Annotated in this window: 23 protein-coding genes and 1 tRNA gene; 10 read left to right on the forward strand and 14 right to left on the reverse strand. The window is 65.0% G+C overall.

Going from position 1 to position 19929, the window contains the following annotated elements:
* The first annotated feature begins 20 nt into the window (after window positions 1–20).
* Window positions 21–572 carry a type 1 glutamine amidotransferase domain-containing protein gene (locus J0J06_RS00150; protein ID WP_294039337.1) on the forward strand — a complete coding sequence of 184 codons (552 nt, stop codon included), beginning with the start codon at window positions 21–23 and terminating at the stop codon, window positions 570–572.
* On the opposite strand, the gene J0J06_RS00155 is transcribed toward J0J06_RS00150, so the two are convergent.
* The 3 genes from J0J06_RS00155 to J0J06_RS00165 are packed head-to-tail and all read right to left on the reverse strand — an operon-like array spanning window position 558 to window position 3160.
* On the reverse strand, window positions 558–1655 hold the full coding sequence (locus J0J06_RS00155; protein WP_294039338.1) for an acyltransferase: 1098 nt from the start codon (window positions 1653–1655) through the stop codon (window positions 558–560). The genes J0J06_RS00150 and J0J06_RS00155 overlap by 15 nt on opposite strands.
* Complete coding sequence (locus J0J06_RS00160; RefSeq protein WP_294040787.1) at window positions 1652–3019, reverse strand: putative O-glycosylation ligase, exosortase A system-associated; 1368 nt, start codon at window positions 3017–3019, stop codon at window positions 1652–1654. The genes J0J06_RS00155 and J0J06_RS00160 overlap by 4 nt, the downstream gene beginning before the upstream one ends.
* 3 nt (window positions 3020–3022) lie before the next feature.
* Window positions 3023–3160, reverse strand: a complete 138-nt coding sequence (locus tag J0J06_RS00165) for a hypothetical protein (RefSeq protein ID WP_294039339.1) — start codon at window positions 3158–3160, stop codon at window positions 3023–3025.
* A gap of 87 nt (window positions 3161–3247) precedes the next feature.
* Between J0J06_RS00165 and J0J06_RS00170 the strand changes: the two genes are divergently transcribed.
* Together J0J06_RS00170 and J0J06_RS00175 are read left to right on the forward strand one after the other, a co-directional pair.
* Window positions 3248–4492, forward strand: coding sequence for a TIGR04063 family PEP-CTERM/XrtA system glycosyltransferase (locus J0J06_RS00170; protein ID WP_294039340.1), 1245 nt, complete (start codon window positions 3248–3250; stop codon window positions 4490–4492).
* Window positions 4489–5349: a hypothetical protein gene (locus J0J06_RS00175; protein ID WP_294039341.1), complete on the forward strand. Its 861-nt coding sequence runs from the start codon at window positions 4489–4491 to the stop codon at window positions 5347–5349. The genes J0J06_RS00170 and J0J06_RS00175 overlap by 4 nt, the downstream gene beginning before the upstream one ends.
* On the opposite strand, the gene J0J06_RS00180 is transcribed toward J0J06_RS00175, so the two are convergent.
* Together J0J06_RS00180 and J0J06_RS00185 are read right to left on the reverse strand one after the other, a co-directional pair.
* Window positions 5346–5630, reverse strand: a complete 285-nt coding sequence (locus J0J06_RS00180; RefSeq protein WP_294039342.1) for a hypothetical protein — start codon at window positions 5628–5630, stop codon at window positions 5346–5348. The genes J0J06_RS00175 and J0J06_RS00180 overlap by 4 nt on opposite strands.
* On the reverse strand, window positions 5627–5809 hold the full coding sequence (locus tag J0J06_RS00185; RefSeq protein ID WP_294039343.1) for a hypothetical protein: 183 nt from the start codon (window positions 5807–5809) through the stop codon (window positions 5627–5629). The genes J0J06_RS00180 and J0J06_RS00185 overlap by 4 nt, the downstream gene beginning before the upstream one ends.
* Before the next feature lie 89 nt (window positions 5810–5898).
* On the opposite strand from J0J06_RS00185, the gene J0J06_RS00190 reads away from it, so the two are divergent.
* Window positions 5899–6519, forward strand: coding sequence for a S24 family peptidase (locus tag J0J06_RS00190; RefSeq protein ID WP_294039344.1), 621 nt, complete (start codon window positions 5899–5901; stop codon window positions 6517–6519).
* A 3-nt stretch (window positions 6520–6522) separates the two neighbouring features.
* Here J0J06_RS00190 and J0J06_RS00195 read toward each other — a convergent pair whose 3' ends face one another.
* Window positions 6523–6702, reverse strand: a complete 180-nt coding sequence (locus tag J0J06_RS00195) for a hypothetical protein (RefSeq protein ID WP_294039345.1) — start codon at window positions 6700–6702, stop codon at window positions 6523–6525.
* A gap of 179 nt (window positions 6703–6881) precedes the next feature.
* Between J0J06_RS00195 and J0J06_RS00200 the strand changes: the two genes are divergently transcribed.
* Entirely contained in the window at window positions 6882–7088 is a 207-nt protein-coding gene (locus J0J06_RS00200) for a hypothetical protein (protein ID WP_294039346.1), read from the forward strand.
* Window positions 7089–7198: 110 nt separating this feature from the next.
* On the opposite strand, the gene J0J06_RS00205 is transcribed toward J0J06_RS00200, so the two are convergent.
* The gene (locus J0J06_RS00205) at window positions 7199–8623 is read right to left on the reverse strand and encodes an aldehyde dehydrogenase family protein (protein WP_294039347.1); all 1425 of its coding nucleotides are present in this window, start codon (window positions 8621–8623) and stop codon (window positions 7199–7201) included.
* Window positions 8624–8744: 121 nt separating this feature from the next.
* Here J0J06_RS00205 and J0J06_RS00210 point away from each other — a divergent pair, with 121 nt between their 5' ends.
* A complete protein-coding gene (locus J0J06_RS00210; RefSeq protein WP_294039348.1) occupies window positions 8745–9716 on the forward strand; it encodes a quinone oxidoreductase in 972 nt (323 codons plus the stop codon).
* Window positions 9717–9719: 3 nt separating this feature from the next.
* Here J0J06_RS00210 and J0J06_RS00215 read toward each other — a convergent pair whose 3' ends face one another.
* The 4 genes from J0J06_RS00215 to J0J06_RS00230 all read right to left on the reverse strand — a co-directional run bounded on the left by J0J06_RS00215 (window position 9720) and on the right by J0J06_RS00230 (window position 14145).
* The gene (locus J0J06_RS00215) at window positions 9720–10532 is read right to left on the reverse strand and encodes a hypothetical protein (RefSeq protein WP_294039349.1); all 813 of its coding nucleotides are present in this window, start codon (window positions 10530–10532) and stop codon (window positions 9720–9722) included.
* An 87-nt stretch (window positions 10533–10619) separates the two neighbouring features.
* Window positions 10620–12104 carry a PQQ-dependent sugar dehydrogenase gene (locus tag J0J06_RS00220; protein ID WP_294039350.1) on the reverse strand — a complete coding sequence of 495 codons (1485 nt, stop codon included), beginning with the start codon at window positions 12102–12104 and terminating at the stop codon, window positions 10620–10622.
* 184 nt (window positions 12105–12288) lie between these two features.
* Complete coding sequence (glnA, locus tag J0J06_RS00225; protein WP_294039351.1) at window positions 12289–13701, reverse strand: type I glutamate--ammonia ligase; 1413 nt, start codon at window positions 13699–13701, stop codon at window positions 12289–12291.
* 105 nt (window positions 13702–13806) lie between these two features.
* Window positions 13807–14145 carry a P-II family nitrogen regulator gene (locus tag J0J06_RS00230; protein WP_294039352.1) on the reverse strand — a complete coding sequence of 113 codons (339 nt, stop codon included), beginning with the start codon at window positions 14143–14145 and terminating at the stop codon, window positions 13807–13809.
* A gap of 239 nt (window positions 14146–14384) precedes the next feature.
* On the opposite strand from J0J06_RS00230, the gene J0J06_RS00235 reads away from it, so the two are divergent.
* Window positions 14385–15548 carry a sterol desaturase family protein gene (locus tag J0J06_RS00235; RefSeq protein ID WP_294039353.1) on the forward strand — a complete coding sequence of 388 codons (1164 nt, stop codon included), beginning with the start codon at window positions 14385–14387 and terminating at the stop codon, window positions 15546–15548.
* Between the two features lie 25 nt (window positions 15549–15573).
* Here the strand turns inward: J0J06_RS00235 and J0J06_RS00240 are convergent, their stop codons facing one another.
* Both J0J06_RS00240 and map read right to left on the reverse strand, forming a co-directional pair.
* On the reverse strand, window positions 15574–15885 hold the full coding sequence (locus J0J06_RS00240) for a hypothetical protein (protein ID WP_294039354.1): 312 nt from the start codon (window positions 15883–15885) through the stop codon (window positions 15574–15576).
* Window positions 15886–15974: 89 nt separating this feature from the next.
* Window positions 15975–16799 carry a type I methionyl aminopeptidase gene (gene map / locus J0J06_RS00245; RefSeq protein ID WP_294039355.1) on the reverse strand — a complete coding sequence of 275 codons (825 nt, stop codon included), beginning with the start codon at window positions 16797–16799 and terminating at the stop codon, window positions 15975–15977.
* A gap of 52 nt (window positions 16800–16851) precedes the next feature.
* Here map and J0J06_RS00250 point away from each other — a divergent pair, with 52 nt between their 5' ends.
* The 3 genes from J0J06_RS00250 (at window position 16852) to J0J06_RS00260 (ending at window position 18156) form a co-directional block, all read left to right on the forward strand.
* Window positions 16852–17607 (forward strand): molybdopterin-binding protein, encoded by a 756-nt coding sequence (locus J0J06_RS00250; RefSeq protein ID WP_294039356.1) that lies wholly within the window; start codon window positions 16852–16854, stop codon window positions 17605–17607.
* A 36-nt stretch (window positions 17608–17643) separates the two neighbouring features.
* Window positions 17644–18036, forward strand: coding sequence for a hypothetical protein (locus tag J0J06_RS00255; protein WP_294039357.1), 393 nt, complete (start codon window positions 17644–17646; stop codon window positions 18034–18036).
* Between the two features lie 46 nt (window positions 18037–18082).
* Window positions 18083–18156 (forward strand) — tRNA-Gly (locus tag J0J06_RS00260).
* Between the two features lie 96 nt (window positions 18157–18252).
* Here J0J06_RS00260 and J0J06_RS00265 read toward each other — a convergent pair.
* A complete protein-coding gene (locus J0J06_RS00265) occupies window positions 18253–19908 on the reverse strand; it encodes a thiamine pyrophosphate-binding protein (RefSeq protein ID WP_294039358.1) in 1656 nt (551 codons plus the stop codon).
* Between the last annotated feature and the right edge of the window lie 21 nt (window positions 19909–19929).

The raw sequence follows: 19929 nt of genomic DNA on the forward strand, positions 1-19929 counted from the left end.
GCTGACCAAGGAGACTCCAGATGCCCGACCTTAATAATGCCCGCGTCCTGATGATTGCCACTGATGGCTTCGAGAACGACGAACTGTTCAAGCCTCGCCAGGCGCTTATCGACGCCGGCGCCACGGTAACGCTCGCGTCGATCAAGATCGATCCGATCCAGGGCGAGAAAGGCGGAGAGAAAGCCGACACCATCACCCCCGACCTGCCGCTCGATAACGTCGATACCGAGGAGTTCGATGCGTTGGTGATACCGGGTGGGGTCGGCAATCCCGACAAGATGCGGATGCAGGAACGCGCCGTCCAAATCGTCGAGGAGTTTATGAACGACGACAAGATCGTCGCGGCGATCTGTCACGGTCCATGGCTGCTTGTCGAGGCAGATGTGGTCGACGGACGTACCGTAACGAGTTGGCCCTCGGTTCGCACCGATCTGGAAAATGCCGGCGCCGACGTGGTCGATCAGGAGGTAGCTATCGACCGTAAGCTGATCACCAGCCGCAATCCCGACGACATCCCGGCGTTCAACCAGGCTATCATCTCGGCCTTGGCGGAAGAGCTAGCCGAGGCGTAATTCGGCGGAGTGCCGGCGTGGAAAAGCGAGGGCGTTGACCCATTTTTGCGCGGGCCGCTCGACTAGGTGATAGAGCGCGATCGAGCAGGCGAGGACCATCGCGAGGTAAAGCCCGACCAACAGCGGCGGGATCGCATGCGCGTCGGCGACGAAGGCGAGCTTGAACACGACGAACAGCATGAAGTGCGATAGGTAGGTCGCGTAGCTGATCTCGCCCAGATAGTGGAGCGGCGGCGCGTCGAGCGGGTTGCCGCGCAAACCGGCGGTGAGGGCGAGGCCGAGCAGCAGCCCGGCGAAGGCGAACGGGATCGCGAGCGTTTCGGGCAGACCAAACGCCCAGCCGGCGATGGCGGTTGCGCTGAAGCCGAAGGCCACAAGGGCGGGTAGGCGAGGGGCCGCCCTCCACCGCAACCACAAGGCGCAGATCGCGCTGCCCGCGGCGAATTCGGTCAGGCAACGGATCAGGCCGAAGCGCGCAATGTCATGGCCGAGCGTCGGCTGGTTCGCCATGACCGCGGCGAGGATCAGGAGAAACGCCGCGGCGGCCCCGGCGACGAGCCAGCTTGGCAACGTCCGCCAATCGACCGCACGGACCAGTAGCGGGAAGGCAAGGTAGGCGGCCAGCTCGCAGCTGATCGACCAGGCCGGGTCGTTCCAGGCGAGGCGATCGGTGAAGCCCCAATTCTGCAGCAGGAAGATGTGCAGCGGCAGCTCGCCGAAGGGATATTCGGCCGGGTTGGCGCGGCCAGTCGCCGCGAGCAACACCGCCAGCGCCACGGCCCCGCCGAGCACGACGAGATGCAGCGGCCATATCCGCGCGATTCGCTTCTGCAGGAAATGCGGCACCTCGCGCCAGCCACCTTCGCGCAACCGTGGTCCCCAGCTCAGCCAGATGACGAACCCCGACAGCAGGAAGAAGAAATCGACCGCCAGATACCCCTTGGCGAAGAACTTTACCCAAGCGTCGGGCAAGCCCGCGACCGACAGGCGGATATGATAAAGCACCACCATCCACGCCGCGATGCCGCGAACGCTGGTCAGCGCACGGAGTTCGCTCCCACCCATTGGAACTTCGCCGCTCATGCCAGCGCCGGTTGCGGCTCGGCGGCCTTGGCGCGTTTCATCATCGGGCGGAAGCTCGCCTCGGCACGCTTGCGGCCAAGGTAGGTGTCGAGCCCGATCTGCGCGCCGATCAGCATGAACATGAACGGCTGGAACGCGATCGCGATGAAGCACGCGCCGAGCATATAGAGCAATTGCCCCGCCTGGAGCGCGCTGGCGAGCGGGGCGATCCACGCCTCGTCGCCCTCCGCATTGCGGTAACGGCGGCGGATCACTTCCATCCGGAACAGCCCGCCCAGGCAGATCATCGCCCACAGGATGAAGCCGGGCCAGCCCTGTTCGCCCAGCATCTCGAAATAGGCGGAGTGATAGGCGCGCGCGCGGTCGGTGGTCAGCTTGCTGTCGAGCCTGGCGTTGTCCTTGGTCCCGTCCGCCTTCACGATGTCGTAGCGGATCTGGTTCTGGCGATACATTTCAAACCCGCCGCCCAGTGGATGTTGCTGGACATGCTCCCACGTCCATTTCCACACCGCGACGCGCGTCGCGGCGGACTCGTCCTGCTGGTACGTCTTGATCGTCGACATGCGGTCGGTGAACGACGTCGGCAGGAACGGCACGGCGGCGAGACCAAGCACGCTGATCATGCCGATATAGAGGAGCTTGCGCTTCGAATCGCGCAGCTTCAGCAGCACGAGCAGACCGATGCACAGCAGGCCGGTGCGGGTCGAGGTGCCGATCGGGATCAGCAGGCACGCGAACACCAGCGCGGCGGTGAACAATTTCACCTTCCAGTCGCGCTTGAAGATCGTGCCGTACTTGCCGAGCCACAGGATCGTCGGGATGATCGCGATCGCAACCGTGGAAATGGTCGAGCCTTCGTACAGCCCCGAATTGTTTGTCACCATCAGATCGAGCGAGCCGTAGCCGCCGCCGCCCGCCGCGGTCTTGATCCCGCCGACTATGATGATCGACGCCGCCGACAGACACATGAAGGTGAGCAAGGATTCGATCCGCAATCGCGTCCGCAGCGTCAGCGGCAGGAAGGCGGCGAACGCCAAGCACTTCCACACCCAGTCCCATTTATCCAGCGCATCGGCGGGGAAATCCGCGCGCATCGTCGTCACCGCGCACCAGCCGAGCAGCAGCAGGATGAGGATCTGACGTGGCGCGACGCGGCTGTCCTCCTTGCGATCCACCAGCATCCACGACCCAACCGCCAGCGCGACCGCGATCAGCGAGATCGGCACCGAATTGAGCAAAGTATAGGTCAGCCGCTGCGGCGAGACGATGTCGATATAGACGTAGACCAGGATGAACAGGAACGGCCGCCGCAGCGCGAGTCCCATCAGCGCGGCGAGGAACCCGACAAAGGCGAGATCGTGCAGCACTCAGCGGCTGCCGTCGCGCTTCAGCGGTTTTTGCGGCGGTTCGGGACGCTCATCGTCGAGGTCGCGACGCATCACCAGCAACCATGCCGCCAGCAGCATCAGTCCATGGCTTACGGCCAGCGCGAAATTGTCGATCATTGGCCCGGTGTCCGCCTGTGTTCGGATTGCCTAGCGACGGCGGGTTGACGCTGCGTTAAACACTGTCGTGGCAGAGACTCGTCCGCGATGCGCATCCTCCACGTCCTCGATCATGGGTTGCCGCTGCAAAGCGGATACACCTTCCGCACGCGCGCCATTTTGAAGGCGCAGATCGCGCGTGGGTGGCAGGTCGCGGCGGTTACAGGCGCGCGGCAGGGGGTGCGGGAAGCGGCCCAGGAGACGATCGACGGGCTCGACTTCTATCGCACTATGCCCCCCCCCAAATCGCTGCCGGTGATCGGCGAATGGCGCGAGGTCGATGCGTTGGCGAAACGCGTCGCGGCGGTCGCGCGCGAATTCCGGCCCGACGTAATCCACGCGCACTCCCCGGTGCTCGACGCTATGGCGGCGCTGCGCGTCGGCAAGGCGATCGGCGTGCCGGTGCTCTACGAAATCCGCGCCTTCTGGGAAGACGCAGCGGTCGGTAACGGGACGGGGACCGAGGGCTCGCTCAAATATCGCGCGATCAAATGGCTCGAAACGCGCGCGGTGCGCCGGGCGGATGCCGTCGCGGTGATCTGCGAGGGGCTGAAGGGCGATCTCGTGTCGCGCGGAATCGCGGCGGACAAGATCATGGTGTCGCCCAACGGCGTCGACCTGTCGCTGTTCGGTCAACCTGCTCCGCGCGACGCTGCGCTCGCCGCCGGGCTTGGATTGGCCGAGACCGACGATGTCGTCGGGTTCATCGGCAGCTTCTACGATTATGAAGGTCTCGACGATCTGATCGCGACGATGCCCGCACTAGTCGGCAAGCGCCCGAACGCCCGGCTCCTGTTGGTCGGCGGCGGCCCGATGGAGGCGGCGCTCCGCGCACAGGCCGCCGCGTCACCCGTGGCGGCGGCGATCCGTTTCGTCGGGCGCGTGCCGCACGATCAGGTCGAACGGTATTACAGTCTGGTCGATGTGCTCGCCTATCCGCGCAAGAAGATGCGGCTGACCGATCTCGTCACGCCATTGAAGCCGCTCGAGGCGATGGCGCAGCGCCGGCTCGTCGCCGCGTCGGACGTCGGCGGCCATCGCGAACTGATCCGCGACGACGACACCGGCACGCTGTTCGCACCCGGCAGCCCCGCCGCCATCGCCGACGCGATGTCCGCCTTGTTTGCCGATCGCTCCGGCTGGGACGCTCGCCGGGAACGCGGACGCCGGTTCGTCGAGGAACATCGTAACTGGTCGTCAAACATTTCACGTTACGTCCCGGTTTACCAAAGCTTAGTCGACGCACGGAAATCGGACCTGAAATGTTTGCAACAGTCGGTAGCCAGCGCGTGACCCCCTTCGCATCCCTGTTCGACCATCGCACCAAGGTCGCACTGCCGATCGCGACCGTCGCGGGTGTCGTCGTCGCGGGGCTGGTCGCGATCGCTTTCCTCATCATGCCGATCGCGGTGATCGAGAACATGGCGGTCGACAGCGGCATCGCGTCGATCCTGACCGCCGCCGCGCCGCCGCTCGGGCTGACCGCCAGGCTAGCGGTGGCGTTCTTTGCGGCGCTGGTCGCCGGTGGGCTTACCTGGTTCGGCCTGTTCCTGATTCTCGGCGCGCGATCGATGCTGCTCCGGCGTGGGGAGAGCGCGGACGGCGTGCCCGTGCTGCGCCGCGCGGACGCGCATCCCGACGCCCCGCCGCGCCGCCCGGTCTTCGCCAACAGCGATCTCGGCACGCCGTTCCTCGACGTGAAGGCGGATCCGATCGAGGTCGCTGCGGAATTCGAAATCGTCAGCGCGCGCACTGTGCCGGCCGATCTCGACACGCCGATCGCGGAATATTGGACGCCCAGTGACGCGCCGTTGCCCGACGCGGATCCCGAGCCCGTCTTCGTGCCGATCGTCCTGCCGGAGCCGGAGGCGATAGTGCCGCCGGTCGAGGAGCCCGCGCCCGCGCCGGTCCTCACCCCGGTCTCTGCGCCGCGGTTCGCGCCGCACGAGCGGATCGAGACCTTCGGCCTGACGCCGCCCTCGCCCGACGACGAAACCACCCGGCCGCTGCCGCAGGCGACGATCCACGACCTGCTCGAACGGCTCGAACGCGGCGTCGCCAAGCGTCAGCCCGAGTCGGAAGCGCCGCGCGAACAGACGCTCGAGGAAACGCTCGACGCCTTGCGCGCGCTCGCTCGCCGGGTCGGCTAAGACTCCACGATCAGCAGTTCGATCGTCGCGGCGTTCGCGCGGCGCTCGATCACGTCGACGCTCGCGGCGAAATGGCCGGGCCAGGTCAGTTCGGTCTCGGGCAGCGTGACCAGCCAGTCGTCGAGCCGCGAATCTTCATCGGCCGCTACCGAGATCGTCAGGCGATGCCCGACGAACAGCGCGGATGCCCAGGGACGGCATTCCTTGACCGTCGCCTCCAGGCAGCAGTCCGGCGCGCTCGCCCGCAGCACGCGCACGCAATCGCGCTCGACCTTGCTCATCGCGCCTGATCCTGCGCGGCGATGAAGTCGATCACCCGTTGCGCGGTATGCGGGCGCGGCTCGCGCCCCATCCGCAGGTCCAGCACGAAGCGCGGATCCCTGACGGCGAGCCGTCCGAACTTGGTCGCGGGCATGCCCGTCCGCCGCAGAAATTTCTCCACTTCCCGTCCCACGTGCATGAACCATGTCCTCCGACTCGCTTTCTTCTGTTCATGTTCTGTTCCTAAATCCAACTTGTCTAGGAAGATTTCCTAGATTACAGTTGGTCATGGACGGAGCGCGGCACACGTTGGTCGAGATGGCCGAACGGAGGGGCAAAAGCCTCGCGGCGCTGTCACGCGTGATCGGCCGCAACGAGGCCTATCTGCAGCAGTTCGTGAAGCGGGGGACGCCGCGCAGGCTGGACGATGCGGCGATTGACCGGCTGTCGGCGTTTCTCGGGATCGATCGCGGCTTGCTCGGCGGGGCGGTCGCCGACCCGATGGTGTCGGTGCGCCGCATCGACGCGCTAGCCGCCGCCGGGCCAGGCGGGCTGGTCGATGACGACCGCGCGATCGGCGAGGAGCGGATCGATCCGCGCATCGCCAAACGGCTGGGCGTCGCGGCGGACGCGCTGACGATGATCACCGCGCGAGGGGACTCGATGGAGCCGCTGATCCATGACGGCGATGCGCTGTTCGTCGACAGCGGCGACCGGCGATTGTCGTCGCGGCCCGGTTTGTTCGTGCTGCGGCTCGACGGCACGCTGCTGGTCAAGCGAGTCGCGCGGATCGGACTGGAGCTGCGGATCGCCAGCGACAATCCCGCCGCCCCGCCGATCGCGCCGGTGCGCGCCGACCGTGCGGAGATTATCGGCCGCGTGGTGCGGCTGGCGCGGTCTTTGAAATAGGGTTCAGCGCTGCCGGTCGATCAACCACACCGCAATGGCAGCGGCGATCCCGGCCAGCGCCCCAGCGAGCAGCCACAGCAACGCATTGCCGCGCGTCATCCCCAGTACCGCGCCGACCGTGAGGCCGATGGCGATCAGGAATCCGCCCGCAGCGGGGCTTTTCGACTGCGAAGGACGAGTCATGCCGATGCGCCTGCCATGTTCCGTTCCGGGACGCCAGTGTCTCGCGATGGGATCGGTGGCACAGCGCGCTTACAGGCGTTTACCATTGTAACCCCTGCGTTACCGTCGATCCCCGGGACTGGCACGCGCCTTGAAGAATGGAGGGGCCGCGCTACCCCGTTCGCGCGTCGGAGTATCGCATGCACCTCTACCTCGCCGATCGTTCATCCGTCGCCGTCGCCCAGGAGTTGATCGCGACATTCGGGGACGAAGCGGGGGTCGAAGCGGCAACGCGGGCGGACAGGAGCCGCGACCTCGGCAACCACATCCACTTCTGCCGCTGGCGCCAGATAGAGCGGCTGATCATCCTGATGTCGGTCGGGCGAGCGGTCGGGACCGTTCACTGAGCTCGGCGCAGTGAAATAGGATCGCTATTTCACGTCCCGACGCCGAGCGCGGCCGGCGATGCACAGCATCGGTCGACGGCGCGAATTCACTTCGCGCCGCCGCGTCTGCCTCAGGCTGGCTCGCCCACGATGGTCTTCAATTCCATGAAGTCGGCCAGGCCGTATTTGCCGCCCTCACGTCCATTGCCCGACTGCTTGTAGCCGCCGAACGGCGTGCCCCCGCCGCCCGACCAGGCGTTGATCGTGACCAGCCCCGCGCGCAGGTGCGGCGCGACTTTCGTCGCTTCCGCCGGGTCGCCCGAAATCGTCGCCGACAGCCCGTAATCGGTGTCGTTGGCCATCTCGATCGGATCGTCATTGTCGGTATAGCGCGTAATCGTCGCGACCGGGCCGAACGTCTCCTCGCGATAGATGCGCATGTCGGGCGTGACGTCGGCGAGCAGGGTCGGCTTGACGAAGAAGCCCGCGTTGCGCCCGTCGGGCCGCCCGGGACCGCCTGTCACCAGCGTCGCGCCCTCGTCGATGGCTGACTGGATCAGACCCTGGATCTTCTCGTACTGCGCCTTGTTGACGACCGGACCGATATGCGCGCCCATCACACTGGCGGCGTCGACCGGAGTCGCTTCCATGATGCCCTTTACGACGGCGGTCGCATCGGCGATCTGGCTGTCATGGACGAGCAAACGCGTCGGCGCGATGCAGCTTTGCCCGCTGTTCGCCAGCACGCCGGCGATCGTCGGCGGCAGCACGGTGGGCAGATCGGCGCCCTTCAGCACCAGGTTCGGCGCCTTGCCGCCCAGCTCCTGGTGCACGCGCTTGACGGTCGGGGCGGCCGCCTGAGCCACGGCGACGCCCGCGCGAGTCGATCCGGTGAAGCTCACCATGTCGACGTCCTTGTGGCCGCTGATCGCCGCGCCCACGCCCGGCCCGTCGCCATTGACCAGGTTGAAGACGCCCGCGGGCACGCCCGCCTTGTCGAGAATCTCTGCCAGGATCACCGCATTGCCGGGCGCTTCCTCGGAGGGCTTGAGGATCATCGTATTTCCCGCCGCCAGCGCCGGCGCGACCTTCGCGCAGATCTGGTTGAGCGGCCAGTTCCACGGCGTGATCATCCCGACCACGCCGATCGGTTCGTGAACGACACGGTTCTTGCCGACCTGCTCCGAAAAGCTGAACTCCTTCAGCGCGGAGAGCGTGCCGATGAAATAGCCGAGACCGGCGGGCGCCTGCGCCATGGTCGCGAAGCCGATCGGTGCGCCCATTTCCTCGCTGGTCGCGGCGGCTAGGTCGGGGATGCGCGCCTTGTATTCCTCGATGATCCGTTCGAGCAGCGCGATGCGGTCGGCGACCGAGGTCTGGCTGTAGGTCTTGAACGCCTTCTTCGCGGCGGCGACCGCCTTGTCGACATCGGCGGCGGTGCCGAGGGTGATCTCGCTGACCGGCAGTTCCGTCGAAGGATCGATGACCTCGTGGCGCTTGCCGCCCTCGCTATCGACCCAAACGCCGTCGATATACTGCTTCAGGTAGCTCTTCATCCTCGCCTCCGCTCATTTTGGAATACCGGGTATGCGGAAGCGTAGATGGCGCGGCGTGAACTAGGTTGCAACCCGAAACGCGACTCCCCAGTTGAGGCTTATCGCAACGGGAGAACGGTACATGGCGCGCGTCGCACGGATCAGAGAACATGGCGGGCCGGAAGTAATCGAGTGGATCGACGTCGATCTGCCCGATCCCGGTCCCGGTGAGGTGCGGATCAAGGCGACCGCGGTCGGGCTGAACTTCATTGAAATCTATCAGCGCAACGGACTCTACCCGCTCAAGCTGCCGAGCGGGCTGGGCGGCGAGGGGACAGGCGTGGTCGAGGCGATCGGTCCCGGCGTCGCGGGAGTCCAGATCGGAGACCGCGTCGGCACGTTTGGTCCGATCGGCAGCTATGCGACAGCGCGCATCGTGCCCGCAACGATGCTGATCCCGCTGCCTGACGACATCGACGATCGGACCGCTGCGGCGATCCTGCTCAAGGGCGGCACAACCGAATTCCTGATCGAACGCTGCGCGAAAGTACAGGCTGGCCAGACCGTGCTGGTCCATGCCGCGGCGGGCGGCGTTGGCCATCTCGCGGTCGGCTGGCTCAAGGCGATCGGCGCGACGGTGATCGGCACGGTCGGCTCGCCCGACAAGGCCGAGCGCGCACGGCGGGCGGGCGCGCATCATGTGATCGAATACAAGAAGGAGGACATCGCCGCGCGCGTAAAGCAAATAACCGGCGGCGCGGGCGTGCCAGTGATTCTCGACGGCGTCGGCAAGGATACCTGGGAAGCTTCGCTGGCGAGCGCCACACCGCGCGGAATGATCGTTAGCTACGGCAATGCCAGCGGGCCGGTGACGGGCGTCAATCTGGGGACGCTGGCCAGCCACGGATCTCTGTTCGTCTCGCGGCCGACAATGTTCCATTACTACGCCACGCCGGAGGACCGGAAGGCGGGATTCGACCGCGTCTTCGCGATGTTGCGCCAAGGCGCGATCAAGCCCGAAATCGGCCAGACCTTCGCGCTGGAAGACGTCGCCGACGCCCACTGCGCGCTGGAGGCGGGGAAGACCGAGGGCGCGACGGTCTTGCTGCCTTAGCGATTATTGCTGACCGCTATCGGCAGGGTCTTCGGGACCGACTTTTGGCCCGTCGTCGAACGGCAGCTTCGGTCCGGCGGGCCGCTTCGCCACAGTGACGTGGAAGTCGATTCGGATGCTCACCCACGATCCGATCAGCGGCTTGCCGCCGCGGCGGGGCGGGCGGACCAGGAATTGCCACGCCGCCAGCCGCATGTCGCGGCCAAGGCCCGATCCGAGCGGCGATTCGCCGATCGATCGGCAATTGTCGACATGGTAATTCTCGACCGTCCGGCACGCGATCAGCGCCCAGCCGCTGCCCTCCGGCAACTTCTTCACATAGCCGTTGAGTTCGGCATTGGTCGGCTCGCGATACCATTCGGCGCGATAGAGCGGCATGCCGCCCGGACCCAGGCCGGGGCCATAGGCCAGCTTGCTGTCCTCTCCTTGGCCGGCATCCTCGCCCTGGCCCGATCCTTTGATCTTGCTGATGTCGAAATTGCCCAGGTTGAGCGGCGTCACGCCGGGCAGCGGTGTCGGCGGCGCGGTGGCCTTGGGTGGCGGCGCGACGTCGGGTGGGAGCGGCGCGGGCGGGGCGGAGGCGCTTTTCGGCTTCGCTGAATTATCCGCCTTCTTGGTGCGATCCGGCTCGGTCGAGACGCTGTCGTCGGGCGGAATCAGCGTGAACGTGTCGGGACGTTCGGCCTTCGGTTCGGTCGTCACGCGCGGGCCGAAGAACAGTAGGATTATGATCAGCGCAATCTCGACCGCTAGCGCCAGCGCGAACGAGGTGGCGCGACGGCGGTCCGGCAACCAGCGCTTTAACACGACACGCATCGGCGCGCCGCCTACGCTTATGCGCCGGGTGCTGCAATGCCGCATCGCGCGGCTCGTCGCATTGAACCCATGCGGAACGGCAGCGCGTCAAAGACTGCCCAGGAACGGCTCCGCCACGAAGATGTCGCCATCGAGATCGACGATATAGAGGTTGCCCGCATTATCCGCTGCGAAATCGACGATCATGTTGATCGTCCCTGCGTCCGGCGCGAAATCCGCGTTTCGCCGCTCGTAGCTTGACGAAGCGAGCATCGATCCGGCGACAAGGGACGCCGCGGGCACGGTCCACAAATTTCCGCTGACTTCGTCGGCAAATACATACGACCCCTTCAGCGAAGCGATCGGCCCGTTATAGACTAGCCCACCGATGATCGCATTGCCTTGGCGGGGGCCGGAGCCGTGGGCGTACTGGCTGACCGGGTCGCTCAGCCCGGCGGGCGGCGTCCCCTGGAAGGTTGCGGTGCCTTCCTTGAAGTTCCACCCGAAATTGCGCCCCGGATCGGTGATTCCGAGCAGGTCGATCTCCTCGGTGCGGCCTTCGCCGACATCGGCGATGATCAGGCGATTGCCGTCGAACGCATTGCGGAACGGGTTGCGCAGGCCAAGCGCATAGACATAGGGGTCGCCGCCGCCGCCCGCGAACGGGTTGCCCGCCGGGACCGTTACCACGCCCGCGGCGCTGACCGCGACGCGCAGCATCTTGCCGAGACGCGAATTGGTGTTCTGCGCATTCCCCGCCGGATCGCCTGATCCCCCGCCGTCGCCCGTCGCGATATAGAGCAGCCCATCCGGACCGAACCCCAGCCAGCCGCCATTATGGTTGCTGTTGGTCGGGTGCGGGACGGTCAGCAGCGTCGTCGATCCGGTGACGGCGAAGCTCGCCGGGTTCACCGTATATTGGATGATACGGATCGCGCCCGTCGTGTCGGTCGCATAGACGACGAAACCGCCGGTGGTTGCGAAATCGGGCCGCGCCGCGATGCCTAGCAACCCGCGCTCGCCGTCGGTGGTGACGCCGGGGACCGTGGTAATGAGCGTCTTTGCCCCGGTTGCCGTGGTGAAGCGATAGACGTTCCCACCGCGTTCGATCAGGAACATCGTCGCATTATCGCCAGGGATGGGCGCGAGCATCATCGGCTGGTTCAGCCCGGTCGCGATGCGGCGCACCTCGATCCCTTCGCGGCTGTTGCTGACGGTGACGCGCAGGTCGAGCGTCGACGTCAGGCTGCCGTCGCTGGCGCGGAGCTGGACCTCATAGACATTGTCGCCATTGGCGTCGCCCGGCAGGTCGAAATTGGGGGCGCTGTTGAAGCTCAACGCGCCCGTGCCGCTGAGCGTGAACTTGCCGGCGTCTGCGCCGCCCGAAATCGAATAGGTGATCGCATTGGCCTCGGCATCGGTCGCGGCCGCCTGATAAGTAAGCGCGGTATTTTCCACGACGCTCGCGGTCGCGGCGGAGGTGAACGTAGGGGCGGTGTTGGTCGGGGTTGGCGTCGGCGTCGTTCCGCCGCCATCGCCGCAGCCGCCGATCGCGAGCAATACGGGCAAGGTCAGATAGGACAGACTGCGCATCGGACTTCCCCTAGTGTCGCCTTGGCTGGCGATCATTCACTCAAGATGAACATTCGATAGGGATTTCCGTTGCACGGCAAGAAAAGGGGCACCCGGATTGCGCCGGATGCCCCTTTTTCCAAGTCAGTCGCGGCAAAGCCGCATTGAGAGGGTCATCGCTCGCGCCAGCGGCGTTCCCTCAGGGTTACGCGCTATAATACATGTCGAATTCGACTGGGCTCGGCGTCATCTCGAACCGAGCGACGTCGCCGCGCTTGATTTCGATATAGGCTTCGATCTGATCCTTCGAGAACACGTCGCCCTTTAGCAGGAAGTCGTGATCGGCCTCCAGGCTATCAAGCGCCTCGCGCAGCGAACCGCACACGGTCGGCACCTCGGCCAGTTCGGCCGGGGGCAGGTCATAAAGGTTCTTGTCCATCGCCTCGCCGGGATGAATCTTGTTCTGGATGCCGTCCAGGCCCGCCATGAACAATGCCGCGTAGCACAGATACGGATTGGCCATCGCGTCGGGGAAGCGCACTTCGACGCGCTTCGCCTTGGGGCCGGTGCCGTACGGAATGCGGCACGAAGCTGACCGGTTGCGCGCGGAGTAAGCGAGCAGCACCGGCGCTTCATAGCCCGGCACCAGCCGCTTGTAGCTGTTGGTGGTCGGGTTGGAAAAGGCGTTGATCGCCTTGGCGTGTTTGATGATGCCGCCGATGAAATACAGACACATCTCGCTCAGACCGGCATAGCCGTTTCCGGCGAACAACGGCTCCTTGCCTTTCCAGATCGAAAGGTGGGTGTGCATGCCCGACCCGTTATCTTCCTTGATCGGCTTGGGCATGAAGGTTGCCGACTTGCCATAGGCGTTCGCGACCTGGTGCACGACATATTTGTAGATCTGCATGCGGTCGGCGGTGACCGTCATCGTGCCGAATGTCAGGCCGAGTTCGTGCTGCGCCGCTGCAACCTCATGATGATGCTTGTCGCACGGCAGGCCCATTTCCAGCATCGTCGAAACCATTTCGCCGCGAATGTCGACGGCGCTGTCAACCGGCGCCACGGGGAAGTAACCGCCCTTTGCGCGCGGCCGGTGACCTAGATTGCCGCCGTCATAGCTGGTGCCGGTATTGGTCGGAAGTTCGATGTCGTCGATCTTGTAGAACGACTGGTTGTAGCTGGTGTCGAACTGGACGTTGTCGAACATGAAGAATTCGGCTTCCGGGCCGATATAGACCGTGTCGCCGATACCCGTGGTCTTGAGGTATGCCTCGGCGCGCTTGGCGGTCGAGCGAGGATCGCGGGCGTAAAGTTCGCCGGTCGATGGCTCGACGATATCGCATACCAGGATCAGCATCGGTGTGGCCGAGAATGGATCGATATAGACCGCGTCGAGGTCGGGCTTCAGGATCATGTCCGACTCGTTGATCGCCTTCCAGCCTTCGATCGACGATCCGTCGAACATGAAGCCGTCGGTCAGTTCGTCCTCGCCGACCACCGACGACACCATTGTCAGGTGCTGCCACTTGCCCTTGGGATCGGTGAAGCGCAGGTCGACCCACTCGATCTCCTCTTCTTTGATCTTCTTCAGGATATCGTGTGCCGACGTCGCCATTGCCCCTAGCCCTTTCGTGTTGATGCGTTTCCCCGCCGTTGGGGAGAATCATGTTGCTCGTGCGAGCGTGTTGCTGTCACATTATGCTGCGCTGCGTCAAATCCCTTACACTGCCGCCTCGTCGCGTTCGCCGGTACGGATGCGGAGCACCGTATCGACCGGGATGACGAAGATCTTGCCGTCGCCGATCCGTCCGGTCTGCGCGGCGGCCGCGATCGCCTCGACCACGCGTTCGGCCAATGCGTCCTCGACCACCACTTCCAGCTTAACCTTGGGCAGGAAATCGACGACATATTCGGCGCCGCGATACAGTTCGGTATGCCCCTTCTGGCGACCGAACCCCTTGGCTTCTGTCACAGTAATGCCGCTGACGCCGACTTCGTGCAGCGCCTCCTTCACTTCATCCAGCTTGAACGGCTTGATGATCGCCTCGATCTTCTTCACGCGAAACGCCCCCGGTATGCCCTGTGTACGGCTTCCAGCGCGCGTTACACGAAGCGTGCCAGCTTCCCCGCGCAGAGGGCCGTGGCCGCGCAGAGGAGTCGCTCGAGCCTAGCAAATGCCCAGCAATTAGGCAGCACGAATTCGGTTGCCCGTTCGCGGAGCAGCCGACCCGCGCCATGGCGCGCGTCATTTCAGCGTGATAGCGTAACCGCGTCTGCAGCGGGGGGAACGGAACCGGTATGGCATCGCCATTTCAGCATTTCATCGACGATCTCGAAGCGCCGGTGTCGGCGCGGCGGTTCGGCAGCGGCTGGTTCGCGGGGTTCTTCGGCCTGTTACTGGCGTGCGCAGGGTTCGGGCTGGTCGTCGCGCTTCGCTATCCCGACTGGTTCTCGATGCCCGAACTCAAGGCGGCCGAGCAGACCAACTGGTTCCGCCCGCTCATTCACATCATCCTGCTCGCGGGCTACGCACTGGCACTGCTCAGCCTGTTGCTGCGGCGGAAAAAGGCGATCGGCTTCACCGCATTGATCATCGGCATCGCCGCCGCATTGCTGGGCGGCGCAAACGTCTCGCCGCGTGAAACGCACGATTGGGGTATCTTCTTCGGGGTCGATTTCTTCGTCGTGAACCTGATCGCGGCCGGCCTGATCTTCGCCCCGATCGAGCGCTTCTGGCCGCACAACCGCGACCAGCGTCTGTTCCGTATCGAATGGCGCGAGGACCTGTTCTACTATCTCATCAGCTCGATGCTGGTGCAGGTCTTCACCTATCTCGCGCTTGCGCCGTCGAGCATCATCAACGCCAACACCACGAACCTCGCGAGCATTCGCGCCGCGATCGGCGGCCAACCCTGGCTGCTGCAGTTCGTCGAAGCGATGATCCTGACCGACCTCGCGCAATATTGGTTCCACCGCGCATTCCACCGCTTCCCGTTCCTGTGGGGGTTCCACGCGGTCCACCATTCGGCGAAGGCGATGGACTGGCTGGCCGGCGCGCGGATGCACTTCGTCGAGATCATCCTGCTGCGCGGCGTGACCTCGCTGCCGCTGCTGACGTTCGGCTTCCTGCCCTCGGTGATGCAGGCGTATGTGGCGCTGGTGTACGTCTATTCGGGGCTGGTCCACGCCAACCTGAAGGGCGATTTCGACCGCTTCGGCCACGTCATGGTGACGCCACGGTTTCACCATTGGCACCACGGGATCGAGAAGGAAGCGATCGACGTCAATTTCGCGATCCACTTCCCGCTATGGGATAAATTGTTCGGGACCTTCTATTTCCCGAAGGGCAAATGGCCGAGCGGCTATGGTGTGCCGGAAAAGGTGCCGAACGGCTATTGGAAACAGTTGGCGTATCCGTTCGTGCGACGGCAGAAGGAGGTCGAGGCGGCAAGGGTAGAGTAAGGAGTTTGGCCTCATTCGACATGAATTATCGATCAACTTCGTGCGATCTCGACGGGTAGCTGGTAGAACAGGGCGCGACCGTTGCCTGAACCCAAGGAAGCATCGTTTGTGATAGAACCGCTGCTGCAGCGAGCAATGCTGCGATGGCATTTAAAAAGGCCGGATTTCCAGACCCCATAACCGTTCCGTTCAACACGACGGCGCTGAGATTTGGCGTCACACTTTTTTCTGCGCAGCTTTGATCTGCTTCGCCTTGTAGCGATCGTAAGATAATCCCGCATATCCAGAACAACCCCAAACGATCGCCGATCCGAGGCCAGCGATCGTAGCTGCCCATTGCAATATTATCGCGAAGACCATCCGCCCTCCCGCAATTATTGTTAAATGTGAAGGCGACCGATTCTCGCCTGTAGGAACGTCACCAAATCAATAAGGCGGTCGATCAAATCCCCCAGGCGACCCCGTAAATATCTCGCACCCGTCCTCGGTGATGCCGATCGAATGCTCGAACTGCGCCGACAGCGACCGGTCGCGCGTCACCGCGGTCCAGCCGTCGTCGAGCAGTTTCACGTCGGGCTTGCCGATATTGATCATCGGCTCGATCGTGAAGATCATCCCCGGCTTCAGCTCCGGCCCCGTCCCCGGACGGCCGACATGCACCACTTCCGGCGCGTCGTGGAACAGTCGGCCGACGCCGTGGCCGCAGAAATCGCGGACGACGCCATAACGGTGGGCCTCGGCATGGCGCTGGATCGCATGCGCGACGTCGCCCATCGTGTTGCCGGGCTTCGCCTGCTCGATCCCGAGCATCAGGCATTCGTATGTCACGTCAACCAGCCGCCGCGCCTTGATCGGCACGTCGCCGACCAGATACATCCGGCTGGTGTCGCCGTGCCAGCCGTCGAGCAACGGGGTTACGTCGATATTGACGATGTCGCCATCCTTCAGCGTGCGCTCGCCCGGAATACCGTGGCACACGACATGGTTGATCGAGATGCAGCTCGAATGCGTGTAGCCGCGATAGCCCAAGGTCGCCGGCACCGCGCCGCCCGCGACCATGAAGTTGCGGATCAGATCGTCCAACTCGCCCGTCGTCACGCCCGGAATGACATGCGGCACGAGCATGTCGAGCGTCTCGGCGGCCAGCCGCCCGGCCTTGTGCATGCCGTCGAACGCGTCGCGGCCATAGAGCTTGATCGCGCCGTTGCGCGCCAGCGGAGCGTCGTTGGTCACTGTCATGTATTCGGTCATGACGGGCCATATAGCGGTGACGGCGCGAATTTGCGAGGCTATCGGTATCTGTATGAGCGAGAGGATCTGGACAGCTGCCTTAGTCGTGATCGGCGACGAGATCCTGTCGGGCCGCACGCAGGACAAGAACGTCGCGCAAATTGCGGTGTGGCTCAATGTCCAGGGCATCCGGCTGGCCGAGGTGCGCGTCGTTCCCGATGTCGAAGCTGCGATCGTCGAGGCGGTCAACGCCTTGCGCGCGCGCAACGACTATCTGTTCACGACCGGCGGGATCGGGCCGACGCACGACGACATCACCGTCGATGCGATCGCGGCGGCGCTCGGCGTGGGCGTGTTGCATCACCCGGACGCGGTGGCGGTGCTCGAACGTTACTACGCCAGCAGGGGCGGCACGACCGAGGCGCAGCTCCGCATGGCGCGCGTGCCGGCGGGGGCGGACCTGATCCCCAACCGGCTGTCGGGCGCGCCGGGTATCAGGATCGGCAACATCTTCATCATGGCGGGCGTGCCGCACATCACCGCCGGGATGCTCGATGCGCTGACGGGGACGCTGGAGGGCGGACGGCCCGTGGTTAGCCGCACGATCGGGTGCTGGGTGCCCGAAAGCGAGGTCGCCGACCTGCTCGGCGAAACCGAGCGCGCGCATGAAGGCGTCGCGATCGGCAGCTATCCGTTCTTCCGCGAAGGGCGGGTCGGCGCGAACTTCGTCGTGCGCAGTCCTGACGCGGCCTCGGTCGACGCGACTATCGCCGATTTGACCTCGCGGCTGGAGGCGGAGGGGCGCACCGTGATCGCGGACGGCATCTGAATGACGGCTCGTGCGTTCGGACAAGAGAGGAGAGTGATGATGCGGACCGGTTTGGCCTTGGTGGCGCTCGGCGCGATGCTGGCGGGGTGCGGGGGCGGTGGGACGCCGTCCGGCGGGAACAACGCCGCGCCCGCTGCAGCCGCGACCGTCGACCCGATGGAGGCGAAGATCGACGCGCTCAACGATGGCCAGCGCAAGACCGCCTTCTTCCGCGCGATCTACGACGCCGATTATCAGTGCGACGAAATTACCAAGGTTACCGAGCGCCCGCGCGACAATGGCAAGCGCGCGTGGCTGGTGACCTGCAGCGACACCGGCGACTACTATGTCACGCTCCAGCCCGGCGGCATCTTTACCGTCAGCGGGACGCCACAGACCAAGACGCGGATGCCGAAGGGAACCAAGATCCTGCCGCCGGGGACGAAGTAGTTCAGCTTGCGCGGATCGCCGGGCGCGGTTAGACGCCCCGGCCAGCGCGGGTATAGCACAATGGTAGTGCAGCAGCCTTCCAAGCTGAATACACGGGTTCGATTCCCGTTACCCGCTCCAGCTTTCGCAGCGGACTAGCTGCGCAAATTCGTGACTTGCGAACGATCGGACGGCGGCGCCGATGCGCCGACCGAGGGCGTGGCTTTTGCCACGCCGCTACTTCTTCTCCGCCGCCGCCCTGATTCCGTCGAGCGTCGCGGTCGGCGTGATCGCCTGCGGGTCGAGCAGGCAATGCAGGATCGCGGGCTTGCCGCTCGCCAGCGCGCGTTCGAATGCGGGGGCGAACTCGGCGGTCGTCGTCACCGTCTCGCCATGCCCGCCATAAGCGCGGGCGAGTGCGGCGAAATCGGGGTTGGTCAGCGTGGTCGCGGAAATGCGGCCGGGGAAATTGCGCTCCTGATGCATCCGGATCGTGCCATAGATGCCGTTGTCGATCACCGCGACGATCAGCGGGATGCCGTGATGCACTGCGGTCGCGAATTCCTGGCCGTTCATCAGGAAGTCGCCGTCGCCGGCGATCGTCAGGACGATGCTGGCGGGCTTCTGGCGCTTGGCCATGACGCCGGCGGGCAGGCCATAGCCCATCGACCCGCTGGTCGGCGCGAGCTGCGTGCCGAAATCGCGGAAACGGTAGTAACGGTGGATCCAGCTCGCGAAATTGCCCGCGCCGTTACAGATCACCGCGTCGGGCGGGAGCCGATCGCGCAGCCACAGCATGACCTCGCCATATTGGAAGTCGCCCGGCACGGGCGGCGGCGCATCGGACCAGGCGAGATAGTCGCCGCGCGCATCCTCCACGCTGCGCCCACTGCGCACCTGCATGCCATAAGCGGCGGTCAGGAACGTGCCCGGCGTCGCATTGATCGCCAGTGTTGGCTGGTACACGCGGCCGAGTTCCATCGGGTCGGGATGGATATGGACGATCTTCTGCGCGCCGTTCGGAATGTCGAGCAATGTATAGGACTGCGACGCGATCTCCGACATCCGTCCGCCGATCAGCAGGATCAGGTCGGCGGCCTTGACGCGGTCGATCAGCTTCGGATTGGGCGCAAGACCGAGGTCACCGATGAAGAAGTCGTCGGTCGCCGGGAACAGGTGCGCGCGACGGAACTGCGCCGCGACCGGCAAGTCGTAAATGTGCGAGAACATCACCATCGCGTCGCGCGATTCGGCGGTCCAGCGCGACCCGCCGACGATGGCGATCGGACGCTCGGCGGCATCGAGCAAATCGGCCAGCGCGGCGATGTCGTCGGGAGAAGGGCAAGGTTCGACCGGCTCGACGCGCGGCTCGTCCGCCACGTCGGCCACGTCGTTCAGCATATCCTCGGGCAGCGCGATCACCACCGGGCCGGGCCGCCCCTGCATCGCGACACGGAATGCGCGAGCGACGATTTCCGGGATACGATCGGCGTCGTCGATCTCGACTACCCATTTGGCCAGCGCGCCGAACGTCGCGCGGTAATCGAGTTCCTGAAACGCCTCCCGGTCGCGCATCCCGCGCTCGATCTGGCCGACGAACAGGATCAGCGGCGTCGAATCCTGCACCGCGATATGCAGCCCCGGACTGGCGTTGGTCGCGCCCGGCCCGCGCGTCACGAAACAGATGCCGGGTCGCCCGGTCAGCTTGCCGTACGCCTCCGCCATCATCGCAGCGCCACCTTCGGCGCGGCACGTCAGCAGGTCGATGCCCGACCCGATCAGCGCGTCGAGCACTTGCAGATAGCTCTCGCCCGGCACGCAGGTGGCGCGGTCGACGCCCTGCGCGACGAGTTGATCGACCAGAATGCGGGCGGCGGTGCGGGGCGTGGACATAGAAATAGGATCACCGATCAG

It is taken from the genome of Sphingomonas sp. (assembly GCF_017304615.1).
Lineage (GTDB): Bacteria > Pseudomonadota > Alphaproteobacteria > Sphingomonadales > Sphingomonadaceae > Sphingomonas.